Origin of the sequence: Sulfitobacter sp. 1A12157, assembly GCF_043557345.1 — a bacterium.
Taxonomy (GTDB): domain Bacteria; phylum Pseudomonadota; class Alphaproteobacteria; order Rhodobacterales; family Rhodobacteraceae; genus Sulfitobacter.
The window spans coordinates 283,503-297,361 of the sequence record NZ_JBIFFV010000004.1; the positions used below are offsets into that span (position 1 = coordinate 283,503).

The window sequence follows — 13,859 nt, forward strand, 5'->3', positions numbered from 1 at the left end:
TAGTCGCCTTTTCCGGCAGTGGCAAGAGGGGTTTTGCGCATCAATTGAAAGTTTGGGGATTTTCATTGCGCCGAGGCTGGTAGAGCCTAAGTTTAAAGGCAGAATTCTGCGAAAGGACCGCCCATGTTTCGCCAAAACCGAATGATTGCAGCCCCCTTTGTTGTCGCGTTGATGCTGCTCGTCGCGCTTGCCCTGCCGCTGCGGGCGGCGGATCGCGGCGCGTTGGAGCGGTTCTTGGAAGTGACCGGCTTTGACGTGGCGTTGGAGAGCATTCGCCTGTCTGCCGATTCCGCGCCTGAAATGTTAGGGCTGCAAAGCGAGGATTTCGGCTCGGAGTGGTCGCGTCTGGTGCGCGATGTCTTTGACACTGCGTTGATGCACGACATGGCGATGGATATCCTTGCCGAGACGCTCAGCGATGACCTGTTGGATCATGCCGCCGGGTTCTATGCCTCCGATCTGGGCCAGCGTTTGGTGGCGGTCGAGAACAAGGCGCATATGGCTGAGGATGACGGGCTGAAGGCCGAAAGCGGTGCCGCCATCATTGCGGGGCTCGAGCAGATCGGCTCCCCCCGGTTGGAGACCCTGCGGCGCTTGAACGTGGCCAGCGATGTCGAGGAAATCTCGGTCCGGGCCATTCAAGAGGTGCAGATCCGCTTCCTTCTGGCCGCCGCGGGGGCCGGGGTGATCGAATTGCAGATGGAAGAGCCGGACCTGCGCGAGGCGATGCGGGCGCAGGCGGATGAACTGGGCGCGCAGATCGCCGCCAATGCACTCGCCAACGCCGCCTATACCTATCAATCCTTCTCGGACGAAGACCTTGCCGCCTATGCCGAGGCGTTGGAGCACCCCAAGATGCAGCAGGTCTATACGCTGATGAACGCCGTTCAATATGAGATCATGGCCAACCGGTTCGAGGCCGTGGCGGCACGGCTTGCGGCCATGCAGCCCAGTCAGGACATCTGATGCGGGCTTGGGTTTTCGCGCCGCTTCTATGGCTTTTGGCGCTGCCCGCTTGGGCCGACGCGCGGATGACTGTGCTGGTCGATCTGTTGGGGCTTCGGCAGGCGGCGGTGATCATCAGCGACGAAGGGCAGGCCCATGCGGAGGTGCTGAATCAAGACATGCTGGGCGGGCAGGGCGGTCCGGGCTGGCAGATGCAGGTCGAAAGCATCCACGATCCCGAGCGTATGGTCGAAATGGTGCGCCGCGCCATGGAGGAGACGATGACGACGGACGATGTCGAAGAGGCGATCACCTTCTATGCCACCGAACTGGGGCGCCGGATTGTCGGGCTGGAGAATGCCGCCCGCGCCGCCATCGCCGAGCCTGAGGTCGAGCAGATTGCGCGGGCGAACTACGGGGTGCTGGCGGGGGACGGTGATCCGCGGGTGGCTTTGATCCGCCGATTGATCGACGCTTCCGATATGATCGACCGCAATGTCGGCACGGCGCTGAACAGCAATTTCCAATTCCTGCGCGGCATGCGCGATGGCGGTGCGCTAGAGGACAGTGACGAAGACCTCCTGGCCGATGTCGGGTCCGATCTGGATGCGGTGACCGAAGACACCTCCGTCTGGTTGCACGCCTATATGCTGCTGGCCTACCATCCTTTAAGCAATGCCGAGATCGCGCAATATGCGGCCTTTGCCGAGACGGGCGCGGGCCGGGCGCTCAATCGCGGGCTTTTCGACGGGTTTGGCCGGGCCTATGAGGATATCTCCTACGGGCTGGGGCGGGCACTGGCGCTGAACATGGTGGCCGAAAGCCTCTGACAGGTCCAAGGGCAGCGCCCAAGAAAACCTGCTTGACTTGCCCCGCCATTCCGAAGATAAGCCCGCATCCCGGCGGGTAATCCGTTTTCGGGATTGTTTTTTTAATGACGCCCCATGGGCGCGCTGTTCGAGGCGGATCGGCCGGAAAGCCATCCACAAACTCCCAGGCGGGGGCCACAGAACGCGGATGACAGAAAAGGAAGACGCATGTTTGCGGTCATCAAGACAGGCGGCAAGCAATACAAGGTTCAAGCAGGCGATATGCTGCGCGTTGAACGTATTGCGGCCAATGCTGGCGAAACGGTCCAGTTCAACGAAGTTCTGATGCTGGGCGGCGACAGCCCCGTGCTCGGCGCGCCCACGGTCAAAGACGCAGGCGTTCAGGCCGAAGTCGTTGATCAGATCAAAGGCGAAAAGGTCATCAACTTCGTCAAGCGCCGCCGGAAGCACTCTTCCAAGCGCACCAAGGGTCACCGTCAGAAGCTGACGCTGGTCAAGATCACCGACATCCTCGCCTCCGGCGCAGGGAAGTCTGGCGTATCCGAAGCTGTCGGCACTGGTTCCGTTAGCGCCGCCGCCGTGGCCGCGATCACCGGCAAGACCGATGAGGCCGCGCAGATCAAGAAGGCCAAGAAGGCGAAAGCCACCAAGGCCGCTCCGAAAGCCGAGAAAGCCGACAAAATGTCGGAAGCCGGCGCGGACGATCTGAAGGCGCTGAGCGGCGTTGGCCCCGCACTTGAGAAAAAGCTGCACGAAGCGGGCATCACCTCCTTCGCTCAAATCGCAGCATGGACCGAAGCGGATATCGCTGAAGTTGACGAGAAACTGTCTTTCAAAGGCCGTATCCAGCGTGAAGGCTGGGTCGAACAGGCCAAAGAAAAGACCAAAGGCTAAGGAGAGACCGAGATGGCACATAAAAAAGCAGGCGGTTCATCCCGTAACGGGCGCGACTCAGCTGGTCGTCGCCTTGGCGTGAAAAAATACGGCGGCGAAGCCGTCATCCCCGGCAACATCATCGTGCGTCAGCGCGGCACCAAGTTTTGGCCTGCCGAAGGCGTTGGCATGGGCAAGGATCACACGATCTTTGCAACCGTCGACGGCGCTGTGACCTTCCACAAGGGTCTCAAAAACCGCACGTTCATTTCGGTTCTGCCACGCGCGGAGGCCGCTGAATAAGCCGTACCCCAAAGGGTTTGAAAAAATCAGGGATCGGCGATACCGCCGGTCCCTTTTTCTTTTCGGGAAGACCCCCCAATGTTTTTGTTTTCCAGTTCAGGGCCCATTGGCCTGCCGGGCCGTTTTTCCGCTCTTTGCGGGGTGCGGCTGAATTTTGATAAAGTCGTTACATTCGGCAGGGAGGACTATGTCGAATGTGTCAACGCCTCGGTGCGCGGCCTGCGCGTGATCGGGGCAGGGGCGGCCCGTTTGGCCAAAGGCCCCCAATCCAGTCTGTTCGGAGGAGGAACATGACGATGCAGTTGGAAGCGATTGTGAACCAACCCCTTATTGAGACAGAGCGGTTTGATCTGCGCCCGGTGCGCCGGTCCGACATGGGCATGATCGAGATGTATGCCAGCGACCCGAGGGTCGCCAATGCCACATCTTCGATCCCGCATCCGCTGCCGCCCGGCAGTGTCGAAGCCTATGTCACCCGCGCCATGTCCGATGACCGTGAAGAAGATGTTTGGGTCATGGATGGCACTCGGGCGGACAGTTCGGAAGTGATGGGCGTGATCTCCCTCACCCGGCTGGACCGCAACCAATCCGAGATCGGCTATTGGGTGGCCCCGGCGTTCTGGAACACCCATCTGGCCTCGGACGCGGTGCAGGCTTTGGTAAACGCCAACCCCTTGGGCAATGACGCCCTTTTTGCCTCTGTTTTCCATGACAACCCGGCCTCGGCCAAGGTGCTGACAAATGCGGGTTTTGTCTATCTTGGTGACGCGGAAACCTATTGCTTGGCCCGCGATGCTGCCGTACCCACATGGACCTATAGCCGCAAGCTCTAGCTCCGTTTCCCGTGCCTGAAAGGCAAGACCATGAAGTTTCTCGACCTGTGCAAAGTCTACATTCGATCCGGCGCCGGAGGCGGCGGCTGTGTATCGTTCCGGCGTGAGAAATACATCGAATATGGCGGCCCGGACGGCGGCGATGGCGGCACCGGCGGCTCGGTCTGGGCCGAAGCGGTCGATGGGTTGAACACGCTGATCGACTTTCGCTATCAGCAACACTTCTTTGCCAAGAACGGCCAGCCCGGTATGGGCAAACAGCGCACCGGTAAGGACGGTGAGGATATCATCCTGCGGGTGCCCGTGGGCACGGAGATCCTCGACGAGGATCAGGAGACCGTCATCGCCGACCTGACCGAGCTTGGCCAGCGCGTGCAGCTTGCGCGCGGCGGCAATGGCGGCTGGGGCAACCTGCATTTTAAATCCGCGACCAACCAAGCGCCCCGGCGTTCGAACCCCGGGCAGGAAGGGGTGGAGCGGACCCTCTGGCTGCGGCTCAAGCTGATCGCGGATGTGGGGCTGCTGGGCCTGCCGAATGCGGGTAAGTCGACGTTCCTTGCAAGCACGTCGAACGCGCGGCCCAAGATTGCTGATTACCCATTCACCACGTTGCACCCAAACCTTGGCGTGGTCGGTGTGGATAACACTGAATTCGTGGTGGCGGATATTCCCGGCCTCATCGAAGGCGCTTCCGAAGGGCGCGGTCTGGGCGATCTTTTCCTTGGCCATGTCGAGCGTTGCGCGGTGTTGTTGCACCTCATCGACGGCACTTCCGAAACCGTGGCCGAGGATTACCACACCATCATCGGAGAGCTGGAGGCCTATGGCGGGGATCTGGCCGAAAAGCCGCGTGTTACGGTGTTGAACAAAGTTGACGCTTTGGATGAGGAGGAACGCGCAAGTCGTTTGAAAGAATTGGAAAAAGCCTCTGGCGGCAGCGTGATGATGATGTCCAGTGTGGCTGGCGAAGGCGTGACGGACGTATTGCGCACCCTGCGCCAGAACATCGACGAAGACCGCCTGCGTTTCCGCAGCACCGAGGAAGAAGCGCCTTGGCAACCCTAAGCACCGCGCGCCGCGTCGTCATCAAGATCGGCTCCGCCCTTTTGGTGGACCGCGACAGCGGCAATCTGCGCCGGGACTGGCTGACCGGATTGGCGCAAGATGTCTTGTGGCTCAAGGGCTTGGGCTGCGATGTTGTGCTGGTATCCTCGGGCTCAATCGCGCTTGGCCGGGGTGTTCTGGGTCTCCCGCCGACAGCTCTGGCGCTGGAACAGGCGCAGGCCGCCGCGGCGGTGGGGCAAATCCGCCTTGCCCGGGCCTATGAAGAGGTGCTGGCCCCCCATGGCATCACCACGGCGCAGGTTCTGGTGACCTTGGAAGACAGCGCCAACCGCCGCCGTTACCTCAACAGCCGCGCGACCTTGGAGCAGCTGCTCTCGCTTGGCGTGGTGCCCATTGTGAATGAGAATGACACGATCGCCACCGATGAAATCCGCTTTGGCGATAATGACCGTCTCGCCGCGCAGATCGCGGTGACAGTGGGCGCGGATCAGTTGATCTTGCTTTCTGATGTGGATGGTTTCTACAGTGCCAACCCCTCGCAGGATCCGACTGCGAAACGCTACGATGTGATCGAGAGCATCACCCCCGAGATCGAGGCGATGGCCGGTGATGCCGGGTCGGGCCTGTCCAAAGGTGGCATGAAAACCAAACTGATGGCCGCGCGCACGGCGACGGCGGCAGGCTGCGCGATGGCGATCACCGATGGGTTTGTCATGCGCCCGCTCACCGCGCTCGAAAGTGGGGCGAATGCCACTTGGTTCAGCGCGCAGAGCGATCCACAGGCCGCGCGCAAGCGCTGGATCGCCGCGATGAAGCCGCGCGGGGCGGTGACCTTGGACGCCGGAGCCGTGGCGGCTTTGGCGCGGGGCACGTCGCTCTTGCCCGCCGGGGTAACCGCTGTTGAAGGGCGGTTTGAGCGAGGCGACAGCATCGTCATGTATGACCCCGCCGGTCACGCCGTGGGCCACGGCCTCAGCCGCTACTCCGCCGAGGAAATCGGCCAGATCAAGGGGCGCAAAAGCGCGGAGATCGAGGCGCTTTTGGGCTATCCGGGGCGTGCGGCTTTGATCCACCGCGACGACATGGCGCTTTAGGCGAAGATGAAGACAGGGGCATAAGGCTATGAACGACATCGAGAATATCTCTGAACTGATGGCCGATATCGGCGCCCGCGCCCGTGCAGCGGCAGCCGAGCTGGCGACCGCGACGGCCGAGCGCAAACATGCCGCGCTGATCAGTGCCGCGGATGCGGTTTGGAAAAACCGCGCCGAGATCATTGCCGTCAATGAGCAAGACCTCGCCTTTGGCCGCGACAAAGGGCTGTCGGACGCCATGATGGACCGGCTGATGCTGAACGAAGAGCGCATTCGCGGCATGGTCGACGGGCTGCGCTCGGTCGCGGAACAGGTCGATCCGGTGGGTGAGGTGATCGCGGAATGGGACCAGCCCTCGGGCCTTAACATTCAGCGCGTGCGCACGCCGCTCGGCGTGATCGGTGTGATCTATGAATCGCGGCCCAATGTGACGGCGGATGCGGGCGCGCTTTGTCTCAAAGCAGGCAATGCCGTGATCCTGCGCGGCGGGTCCGAGAGTTTTCATTCATCGCGCGCCATCTACGGCTGCCTGCAACAGGGGCTGCGGGATGCGGGGATGCCTGAGGATGCGGTGCAACTGGTTCCGACGCGCGACCGGGCGGCGGTGCGAGAGATGCTGACGATGACCGACACCATCGACGTGATCGTGCCGCGCGGCGGCAAGGGGCTTGTCGGCTTGGTCCAGCGTGAGGCGCGGGTGCCGGTCTTTGCCCATCTGGAAGGCATCGTGCACATCTATATCGACGCAGAAGCGGACCCCGAAAAAGCGCTGAAGGTCGTCCTGAACGCCAAGACGCGGCGGACCGGCATCTGCGGCGCGGCGGAATGTCTTTTGATCCATGAGGATATCGCCAAGACCATTGGCAACGGCGTGATCCGGGCGCTGATCGACGCGGGCGTCGAAGTGCGCGCTGATGCAGCCTTGCAGGATGTCCCCGGCACGGTGCCAGCGAGTGATGGGGATTGGGGGCGGGAATACCTCGATATGATCGTGGCGGCGCGGGTCGTCCCCGGTCTGGACGCTGCGATGGCGCATATTCGCCAGTACGGATCGGGACACACCGATTGCATCCTGACCGAGAATGCCGAGACCGCCGCGGCGTTCTTTAACGGGCTGGATTCGGCGATCCTGATGCATAACGCCTCGACCCAATTCGCGGATGGGGGAGAGTTCGGCATGGGCGGAGAGATCGGCATCGCCACGGGCAAGCTTCATGCCCGCGGCCCCGTTGGTGCGGCGCAACTGACGAGCTTCAAATACCTCGTGCGTGGCGAGGGGACTGTGCGCGGCTGACCTTTAGAACGAGAGGGTCAGTGCCGTTTCGCCGCTGTCGAGCGTGATTTCTTTCCCCTGTGCTTCGGTCAGAATCGGCAAAAGTGCGAATTGAACCTGCGCGGGCTGTAGCCGCCTGTCCGCCCCGGTCTGTGTCAGCAGCGCCCAAAGTTCAGGGTCTACCGCGATCTTGTCAGCCTCGGCCCTTAGGGACCAACGGCCCGCCTCTTCGGCGATGGTGATCCGCCCGCCGTGGTGTAGGGCCGTCTCGATGCAGAGCAGCGCGAGAAAGGCCATCCGCACGCCATTGCGCGATTGCGGGCTCGCGATCTGCCAATCAATCTCAACCCGCGAGGCGGCATAGAGGTCGCGCAGGATCGAGGTCACCTCGTTCTGGCCCATGGTCTGATCGCCCGCAGCCCCGAAGGCGATGCGGAAAAAGCGGATCCGGGCCGAGGCGCTTTCGACGCTTTGGCCGATCAAGGCAAGCTCCGGCCCCGGGGCGGCCCCGGTGCCCGCCATCTGAAGCAGTTCAAGCCCGTTGTTGATGGCCCCGATTGGCGATATCAAGTCGTGGCAAATGCGGCTGCCGATCAGGGCGGGCAGGTCGATGTTAAGCTGGTCCATGGTGGCCCCTTGGAATGATTGGAGACGGCATGGATGATCTGAACGCGCTGCTGACGCCGGGCATGTTGGTGATGCATCCGCAGCATCCCGAATGGGGCACGGGGCAGGTGCAAAGCAATATCGGCGGCAAGGTGACGGTCAACTTTCGTGACCAAGGCAAAGTGGTCATAGACAGCTTTCGTTTGGAATTAATGCCGGTCTTTGATGAGGGATGACCCTTTCCAAATCCTTAACGGTGGAAGAAAATTTTCTTAAAGCAACCATAGGGAGAGTAGCCGATTTCCGCTTTCCCCGCAACTGTTGCGCCCGCGCAGCCGATTGCCTATCAGGCGGAGACTTTCAATTCGGGCATAGGATTGGCCGATGCCGCGGGGCGTAGCAGCAGATTTTCAGGTCAGATTGGCACAGACGGAGGCCGATGTGCAGGCGGCACAGCGGCTGCGCTACGACGTTTTCGTGCGGGAGTTGGGCGGCGGCGGGCCAATGGTGGATCACGCCGCCGGGTTGGAGCGGGACCGCTTCGATCCCTACTTCGACCATCTGCTTTTGACCGACCGGCGCAGTGGCAAACTGGCGGGTGTCTACCGGGTGATGCGGGGCGATATGGCCGCGCGGGCAGGGGACTTCTATTCGGCGGCGGAATACGATCTGGCGCCGCTTGTCCAGTCGGGGCGTAAGCTGTTGGAATTGGGTCGTTCTTGTCTTGACCCAGCCTATCGTGGCGGCACGGCGATGCACCACCTTTGGGCCGCACTTGCGGGCTATGTCGCCGAACATGAGATTGAGGTTCTTTTCGGCGTGGCGAGCTTTCACGGCAACGACACCGCGGCTCTGGCCGAGCCGCTGTCGCTTTTGCACCACCGGCATTTGGCACCGCCCGACCTGCGCGTCCGCGCGCGCGAATATGCGCCCATGGACCTGATCCCCGAGGCCGAGTTGGACCGACGTAAAGCCATGCTGACGGTGCCGAGCCTGATCAAAGCCTACCTTCGACTGGGCGGCACCGTGGGCGAGGGGGCCTATATCGACCGCGCCTTCAACACCACGGATGTCTGCCTGATCCTTGATACGAAACAGATGAGCGCGCGGCAGATGCGTTTTTATGGCGGGGGTGCTGCATGAGCACGACGTGGGACAGCGATCAGCCGCCGCCAGAGCGGCATTTGACGCCCGCCGGGATGCTGCGCGTACTGCTCCGCGGTGCGGGCTTGGCGCTGCTGGTCTTTGGCGGATTGCTGGTCTTGCTGCTGCTGCGCGTGATCGAGCGCCCGATCTTTGGCCTGCATCGGCCCATTACCCCGCATATCACACAGACGGTATGCCGCGCGGCGTTCTGGGTGCTGGGCATGCGTTTTATCCGCCGCGGCACCCCAATGGAGGGGCGCGGCGCGGTGGTGGCCAACCATACCTCATGGCTCGATATTTTCGGGCTGAACGCAGCCAAACGGATCTATTTCGTCTCCAAATCCGAGGTGGCGGGCTGGCCCGGCATCGGCTGGTTGGCGCGGGCGACGGGCACCGTCTTTATCCGCCGCGACCGGGCCGAGGCGCGCACCCAGACAGAGGTGTTTCGGACGCGGCTCTTGGCCGGGCATAGGCTGCTGTTTTTCCCCGAGGGCACCAGCACCGACGGGCTGCAGGTGCTACCCTTCAAGACAACGCTGTTTGAGGCCTTCTTTGACCCAGCCTTGCGGGATGAGATAGCGGTCCAGCCGGTCAGCGTGATCTATAACGCGCCTGAGGGCGAAGATCCGCGTTTCTATGGCTGGTGGGGGGATATGTCCTTTGGCGCGCATCTGCTGACGACATTGGCTGCGGCACAGCAAGGCGCGGTTGAGGTGGTCTATCACCCGCCGCTGCCGGTGGCGGAATTCACCGGGCGCAAGGCGCTGGCGCAACGCTGCGAAGCGATGGTGCGCACAGGCCATGCGAAAGTCATGCCCGACCGCGAGCCGCGCCTGCAATAAGCCCCTTGCGCTGCGCCGCGCGCTGGCCTATACGCGCCCCACTTGAACCCGCAGTCGGGGTTGGGCCTTTTGGGGAGAAATCCCAGATCGTCCGCCGGTTGGCAGCATGAGGCTGTCATACCCCCGATGAGGCTAAACCGGAAAGGTATAAAGACATGGCTCTTCCTGAGTTCTCCATGCGCCAACTGCTCGAAGCAGGCGTACACTTTGGTCACCAGACACAGCGCTGGAACCCCCGCATGGGCCCGTATATCTACGGCGCACGCAACGGCATCCACATCATGGACCTCACGCAGACCGTCCCCATGTTGGACGAAGCGCTGAAAGTGATCCGTGACACCGTCGCCAAGGGCGGCAGCGTTCTCTTCGTCGGCACCAAGCGTCAGGCCGCTCAGCCGATCGCCGAAGCCGCAGAGAAATGCGCACAGTATTACATGAACCACCGTTGGCTCGGCGGTACGCTGACCAACTGGCAGACCGTTTCGCAGTCGATCAACCGTCTGAAAAACATCGACGAACAGTCCGAGCGTGGCTTTGAGGGCCTGACCAAGAAAGAGCGTCTTGGCATGGAACGCGACCAGGCGAAGCTGGAAGCGTCGCTGGGTGGTATCCGCGAGATGGGCGGCCGCCCTGACCTGCTCTTCGTCATCGACGTGAAGAAAGAGTCGCTGGCCATCGCAGAAGCCAACAAGCTGGGCATCCCGGTCGTGGCCGTTGTCGACACCAACTGCTCGCCCGACGGCGTTGACTACATCATCCCCGGCAACGACGACGCGGCCCGCGCCATCGCGCTTTACTGCGATCTGGCATCGCGCGCTGCTCTCGACGGTATGTCGGCTCAGCTGGGTGCGGCAGGCGTTGATCTGGGCGCTATGGAAGAAGCTCCCGAAGAAGAAGCCGTGAGCGAAGAAAGCACCGGCGTCGAAATCGGCAACGCGTCCGAAGAGACTCTGCACGACGATGCCATGGGCAAAGACGCGCCGCTGGACATCGAATCCAAGAAAGAGACCGTCGCCAAAGCCGAAGGCTAAGCGTCACGGACCTGAAACACGGGGCAGGGTAACCTGCCCCGATTTCCAACAGAGGCGGGCCTTGGGCCTGCACCCGATTTCCAAAGGAGAACCAAGAGATGGCAATCACAGCATCCATGGTCAAGGAACTGCGCGACAGCACCGGCGCAGGCATGATGGACGCCAAGAAGGCATTGACAGAAAACGACGGCGACATGGAAGCCGCTGTCGACTGGCTGCGCACTAAGGGTCTGGCCAAGGCGGCGAAGAAATCCGGCCGTACAGCTGCCGAAGGTCTCGTGGCTGTTAAGGTCGAAGGCGGCCATGGTGTCGCGGTTGAGGTGAACTCCGAAACCGACTTCGTCGGCAAGAACGCCGAATTCCAATCCATGGTCAGCAACATCGCCGATGCCGCGCTGAAAGTGGACGATGTCGAAGCGCTGAAAGCGGCTGAGATCGACGGCAAAACCGTGGAAACAATCCTGACAGACGCCATCGCCAAAATCGGCGAGAACATGTCCCTGCGTCGCATGCAGAGCATCGAAGGCGAGACTGTGGTCTCCTACGTCCACAACGCCGCCGCACCCGGCATGGGCAAGATCGGCGTTCTGGTCGCCATGAACGGTGGCAACGAGGAACTGGGCAAGCAGATCGCGATGCACATCGCCGCTGTGAACCCCGCGTCGCTCTCCGAAGCTGATCTGGACCCGGCCGTGGTCGAGAAAGAAAAGCAGGTTCAGATGGACATCGCCCGCGAAAGCGGCAAGCCCGAAGCCGTGATCGAGAAAATGATCACCGGCCGCATGCAGAAGTACATGTCCGAAGTGACACTGGTAAACCAGTCCTTTGTCGTGAATCCTGACCTGACCGTCGGCAAAGCCGCCGAAGAAGCCGGCGCGACCATCACAGGTTTCGTGCGTCTGGAAGTTGGCGAAGGCATCGAAGTCGTCAAAGAAGACTTCGCAGCGGAAGTGGCGAAAGCCGCCAAGGGCTAAGCCCTCTCGACATGATGAATACGGGGCGGTGCATCGCGATGCGCCGCCCTTTTTCATGGGCGACAGATGCAACAGGTCGAAACATCACAACCGGGTCTGGAAGGGGCAGGGGGAGGATCCGGCCAGCCAGGCGAAAAATAAACCTGACTGAGACCGGCGAGCCAAAAAGCGCCTTGGTATTACAAGGATTAAGGGCCCGTCGTACCGCCGGTGCGAACACCCGCGATACTGGCGGACCATGGCCATCTACTACCTGAGGTGCCAGTAAGGTATTCCATACCCTAATATATTACGAATCCATCACAAACATCTGGTTCGCAAATGCCGCTTTCAGCACCGCCTGAGCCGTCGTCTCGACCGACAAAGCCTCCCGCGCGAGGCGCAGGTGCTTCTCGACCGTAGGCGCCGTCAGACCCATCAGCAGGGCGATATCCTGCGTGGTCTTGCCATCTCCGACCCATTGCAGCACCTCCAACTGGCGGCGTGTAAGGCTGCGATTGGGGCTGCTATAGGGCAGGGAGAGGATTTTCAGATGCGCAATCTCATTCATCAGTTGAATGTCGGTGCCATGAGCGGCCCAAATCGCATCCGCCTCGGCCTGAGAAAGGCCACGGCGCGCCGTCAGCGCGATCGCCCCTTTGGACCGCGCCGAAATGGATCGGAAACTGATCGTATAGCCCGCGGTTACGCCCATGCTGGCGTTGAAATCAATCACCCGTCTCTCGGTTTCAGACAGGCCATCGCGCGCCGTCACCTCCGCTAAAGTACCCCAGCTACAGGCGCCTTCGTTGTTCAGCGCCCAACGCAGCATCGGCGCGTTGAAGTAGAGCCCGCTGTGCAGGTAACCATTGAGGTATTCCGTGCTTTGATTGCTCAAAATCACGAAATCCGCCGGGTCGCCCAAAGAGGTCGGTGTGCGATAGCGCGTAAAGCCGTAGATCAGCCGGTCGAACCCATAGTCAGCCATCTGTCGCGTATGGGCATCCCAGAGTTCTTCGATTGTCGGGCTATGCGCGATCTGATGAAGATAGTCGCGCAAATTCATTAGCTTACGATATGACGTTGAAGGGCTTGAATGGCCAGAACATAACCGTGGACGCCAAAGCCGCAAATCTGCCCAAGGGCCACCGGCGCGATATAGGACGTGTGGCGGAAACTTTCACGGGCGTGAATGTTGCTTAGATGCACTTCGACCACAGGCAGGTCGACCGACGCAATAGCGTCCATCAAGGCGATAGAAGTGTGCGTATAGGCGCCGGCATTCAGAATGATACCGGCATGTTGGCCGCGCGCCGCATGGATCATATCAATCAGCGCGCCTTCGTGGTTCGACTGCGCAAACTGCATCTCAAGACCCAGCCGCGCGGTTTCCTCGGCACAGAGTGCCTCAACATCCGCCAAAGTGGTCTTGCCATAGACTTCAGGCTGCCGCGTGCCCAAAAGGTTTAGGTTCGGGCCGTTCAAAATAACTACAGACGCCATAATCACTCACATCAAATCATCTAGATAGTGTTAACGGAGCAAAACTGGCGCTGTCCAGCGTCAGGTGGCATTGCGGTGCTACTGTGGCGAGAAAATCGCAACAACAGGGCCAGATGTGTGAACTCACGCTGATTGGCGATCTTCATTACGCATCACGACGGCATAGCGGCTGACGCGCTCCACCAGTGACGTCACGTTTACCTTCCCATGCTCCTTGCGGAACATCATCAAGTCGCACTCCCAATGGCCGAATTCTAAGCGTTCTGAGACACGCTCAGGCCTGTGTCACAGGCTTTGAATGTCGAATATGTGGGTTCTGTTGTGCCTGCGGTAACCACGCGGCCGACGGCGGCGACGATGCTCAGGGAGATGGCGGTAGAACTGTTCCTCGCGACCGTCTTTGGAATAGGCAAAGCGATAAATCGTCTCGTGGCTTACGCGGATCGGGTGCCGTTCGAGCCGCATCCTGCCGGCTATCTGTTCGGGCGACCAGCCAGCCTTCAGGCGGTCCTCGATGGCGGCTTTCAAATCAGGGTGCATGATCATCTTGCGATGGATCGCG

At 61.1% G+C, this 13,859-nt stretch carries 17 protein-coding genes and 1 pseudogene; 14 read left to right on the forward strand and 4 right to left on the reverse strand.

The genetic code is table 11. The features are described from left to right. Positions 1–123 precede the first annotated feature (123 nt). The 9 genes from ACGYLC_RS10095 (at position 124) to ACGYLC_RS10135 (ending at position 7,237) form a co-directional block, all read left to right on the forward strand. Entirely contained in the window at positions 124–966 is an 843-nt protein-coding gene (locus tag ACGYLC_RS10095; RefSeq protein ID WP_394422846.1) for a DUF2059 domain-containing protein, read from the forward strand. Continuing rightward, positions 966–1,775 carry a DUF2059 domain-containing protein gene (locus tag ACGYLC_RS10100; RefSeq protein WP_394422847.1) on the forward strand — a complete coding sequence of 270 codons (810 nt, stop codon included), beginning with the start codon at positions 966–968 and terminating at the stop codon, positions 1,773–1,775. The genes ACGYLC_RS10095 and ACGYLC_RS10100 overlap by 1 nt, the downstream gene beginning before the upstream one ends. A gap of 207 nt (positions 1,776–1,982) precedes the next feature. Next, positions 1,983–2,669, forward strand: a complete 687-nt coding sequence (locus ACGYLC_RS10105) for a 50S ribosomal protein L21 (protein WP_394422848.1) — start codon at positions 1,983–1,985, stop codon at positions 2,667–2,669. Between the two features lie 12 nt (positions 2,670–2,681). Next, positions 2,682–2,951: a 50S ribosomal protein L27 gene (gene rpmA / locus ACGYLC_RS10110; protein ID WP_067262095.1), complete on the forward strand. Its 270-nt coding sequence runs from the start codon at positions 2,682–2,684 to the stop codon at positions 2,949–2,951. A gap of 78 nt (positions 2,952–3,029) precedes the next feature. After that, positions 3,030–3,245: a hypothetical protein gene (locus ACGYLC_RS10115; protein WP_394422849.1), complete on the forward strand. Its 216-nt coding sequence runs from the start codon at positions 3,030–3,032 to the stop codon at positions 3,243–3,245. 2 nt (positions 3,246–3,247) lie between these two features. Continuing rightward, a complete protein-coding gene (locus ACGYLC_RS10120) occupies positions 3,248–3,784 on the forward strand; it encodes a GNAT family N-acetyltransferase (RefSeq protein ID WP_067262104.1) in 537 nt (178 codons plus the stop codon). A gap of 30 nt (positions 3,785–3,814) precedes the next feature. Beyond that, on the forward strand, positions 3,815–4,849 hold the full coding sequence (obgE, locus tag ACGYLC_RS10125; protein ID WP_394402718.1) for a GTPase ObgE: 1,035 nt from the start codon (positions 3,815–3,817) through the stop codon (positions 4,847–4,849). Next, positions 4,837–5,943, forward strand: a complete 1,107-nt coding sequence (proB, locus tag ACGYLC_RS10130; RefSeq protein ID WP_394422850.1) for a glutamate 5-kinase — start codon at positions 4,837–4,839, stop codon at positions 5,941–5,943. The genes obgE and proB overlap by 13 nt, the downstream gene beginning before the upstream one ends. A gap of 28 nt (positions 5,944–5,971) precedes the next feature. Next, positions 5,972–7,237, forward strand: coding sequence for a glutamate-5-semialdehyde dehydrogenase (locus ACGYLC_RS10135; RefSeq protein ID WP_394422851.1), 1,266 nt, complete (start codon positions 5,972–5,974; stop codon positions 7,235–7,237). Positions 7,238–7,240: 3 nt separating this feature from the next. On the opposite strand, the gene ACGYLC_RS10140 is transcribed toward ACGYLC_RS10135, so the two are convergent. Next, positions 7,241–7,843 (reverse strand): histidine phosphotransferase family protein, encoded by a 603-nt coding sequence (locus ACGYLC_RS10140; protein ID WP_394422852.1) that lies wholly within the window; start codon positions 7,841–7,843, stop codon positions 7,241–7,243. 29 nt (positions 7,844–7,872) lie between these two features. Here ACGYLC_RS10140 and ACGYLC_RS10145 point away from each other — a divergent pair, with 29 nt between their 5' ends. The 5 genes from ACGYLC_RS10145 to tsf all read left to right on the forward strand — a co-directional run bounded on the left by ACGYLC_RS10145 (position 7,873) and on the right by tsf (position 11,815). Beyond that, the gene (locus ACGYLC_RS10145) at positions 7,873–8,058 is read left to right on the forward strand and encodes a DUF3553 domain-containing protein (protein ID WP_067262087.1); all 186 of its coding nucleotides are present in this window, start codon (positions 7,873–7,875) and stop codon (positions 8,056–8,058) included. Positions 8,059–8,206: 148 nt separating this feature from the next. Next, positions 8,207–8,965 (forward strand): GNAT family N-acetyltransferase, encoded by a 759-nt coding sequence (locus ACGYLC_RS10150; RefSeq protein WP_394422853.1) that lies wholly within the window; start codon positions 8,207–8,209, stop codon positions 8,963–8,965. Continuing rightward, on the forward strand, positions 8,962–9,810 hold the full coding sequence (locus ACGYLC_RS10155) for a lysophospholipid acyltransferase family protein (RefSeq protein ID WP_394422854.1): 849 nt from the start codon (positions 8,962–8,964) through the stop codon (positions 9,808–9,810). Before ACGYLC_RS10150 ends, ACGYLC_RS10155 begins: the two co-directional genes overlap by 4 nt. A 155-nt stretch (positions 9,811–9,965) precedes the next feature. After that, positions 9,966–10,841, forward strand: coding sequence for a 30S ribosomal protein S2 (gene rpsB, locus ACGYLC_RS10160; protein ID WP_394402709.1), 876 nt, complete (start codon positions 9,966–9,968; stop codon positions 10,839–10,841). Between the two features lie 98 nt (positions 10,842–10,939). Continuing rightward, positions 10,940–11,815, forward strand: a complete 876-nt coding sequence (gene tsf / locus ACGYLC_RS10165; protein WP_394402707.1) for a translation elongation factor Ts — start codon at positions 10,940–10,942, stop codon at positions 11,813–11,815. 289 nt (positions 11,816–12,104) lie between these two features. Here tsf and ACGYLC_RS10170 read toward each other — a convergent pair whose 3' ends face one another. The 3 genes and pseudogenes from ACGYLC_RS10170 to ACGYLC_RS10180 form a co-directional block, all read right to left on the reverse strand. Then, complete coding sequence (locus tag ACGYLC_RS10170; protein ID WP_394402705.1) at positions 12,105–12,860, reverse strand: LuxR family transcriptional regulator; 756 nt, start codon at positions 12,858–12,860, stop codon at positions 12,105–12,107. Then, a complete protein-coding gene (aroQ, locus tag ACGYLC_RS10175) occupies positions 12,860–13,297 on the reverse strand; it encodes a type II 3-dehydroquinate dehydratase (protein ID WP_394422855.1) in 438 nt (145 codons plus the stop codon). Before aroQ ends, ACGYLC_RS10170 begins: the two co-directional genes overlap by 1 nt. 129 nt (positions 13,298–13,426) lie before the next feature. Next, positions 13,427–13,859, reverse strand: a pseudogene (locus ACGYLC_RS10180) (IS30 family transposase); the annotation flags it as partial.

What these genes read in the sequence shown, in the direction of transcription:
- ACGYLC_RS10170 (WP_394402705.1), bottom strand. Translation starts at nt 12,860, where the DNA reads ATGAATTTGCGCGACTATCTTCATCAGATCGCGCATAGCCCGACAATC.
- aroQ (WP_394422855.1), bottom strand. Translation starts at nt 13,297, where the DNA reads ATGGCGTCTGTAGTTATTTTGAACGGCCCGAACCTAAACCTTTTGGGC.
- rpmA (WP_067262095.1), top strand. Translation starts at nt 2,682, where the DNA reads ATGGCACATAAAAAAGCAGGCGGTTCATCCCGTAACGGGCGCGACTCA.
- ACGYLC_RS10150 (WP_394422853.1), top strand. Translation starts at nt 8,207, where the DNA reads ATGCCGCGGGGCGTAGCAGCAGATTTTCAGGTCAGATTGGCACAGACG.
- obgE (WP_394402718.1), top strand. Translation starts at nt 3,815, where the DNA reads ATGAAGTTTCTCGACCTGTGCAAAGTCTACATTCGATCCGGCGCCGGA.
- ACGYLC_RS10100 (WP_394422847.1), top strand. Translation starts at nt 966, where the DNA reads ATGCGGGCTTGGGTTTTCGCGCCGCTTCTATGGCTTTTGGCGCTGCCC.
- ACGYLC_RS10120 (WP_067262104.1), top strand. Translation starts at nt 3,248, where the DNA reads ATGCAGTTGGAAGCGATTGTGAACCAACCCCTTATTGAGACAGAGCGG.
- ACGYLC_RS10145 (WP_067262087.1), top strand. Translation starts at nt 7,873, where the DNA reads ATGGATGATCTGAACGCGCTGCTGACGCCGGGCATGTTGGTGATGCAT.
- ACGYLC_RS10115 (WP_394422849.1), top strand. Translation starts at nt 3,030, where the DNA reads ATGTTTTTGTTTTCCAGTTCAGGGCCCATTGGCCTGCCGGGCCGTTTT.
- ACGYLC_RS10095 (WP_394422846.1), top strand. Translation starts at nt 124, where the DNA reads ATGTTTCGCCAAAACCGAATGATTGCAGCCCCCTTTGTTGTCGCGTTG.
- rpsB (WP_394402709.1), top strand. Translation starts at nt 9,966, where the DNA reads ATGGCTCTTCCTGAGTTCTCCATGCGCCAACTGCTCGAAGCAGGCGTA.
- ACGYLC_RS10105 (WP_394422848.1), top strand. Translation starts at nt 1,983, where the DNA reads ATGTTTGCGGTCATCAAGACAGGCGGCAAGCAATACAAGGTTCAAGCA.
- ACGYLC_RS10155 (WP_394422854.1), top strand. Translation starts at nt 8,962, where the DNA reads ATGAGCACGACGTGGGACAGCGATCAGCCGCCGCCAGAGCGGCATTTG.
- tsf (WP_394402707.1), top strand. Translation starts at nt 10,940, where the DNA reads ATGGCAATCACAGCATCCATGGTCAAGGAACTGCGCGACAGCACCGGC.
- ACGYLC_RS10135 (WP_394422851.1), top strand. Translation starts at nt 5,972, where the DNA reads ATGAACGACATCGAGAATATCTCTGAACTGATGGCCGATATCGGCGCC.
- ACGYLC_RS10140 (WP_394422852.1), bottom strand. Translation starts at nt 7,843, where the DNA reads ATGGACCAGCTTAACATCGACCTGCCCGCCCTGATCGGCAGCCGCATT.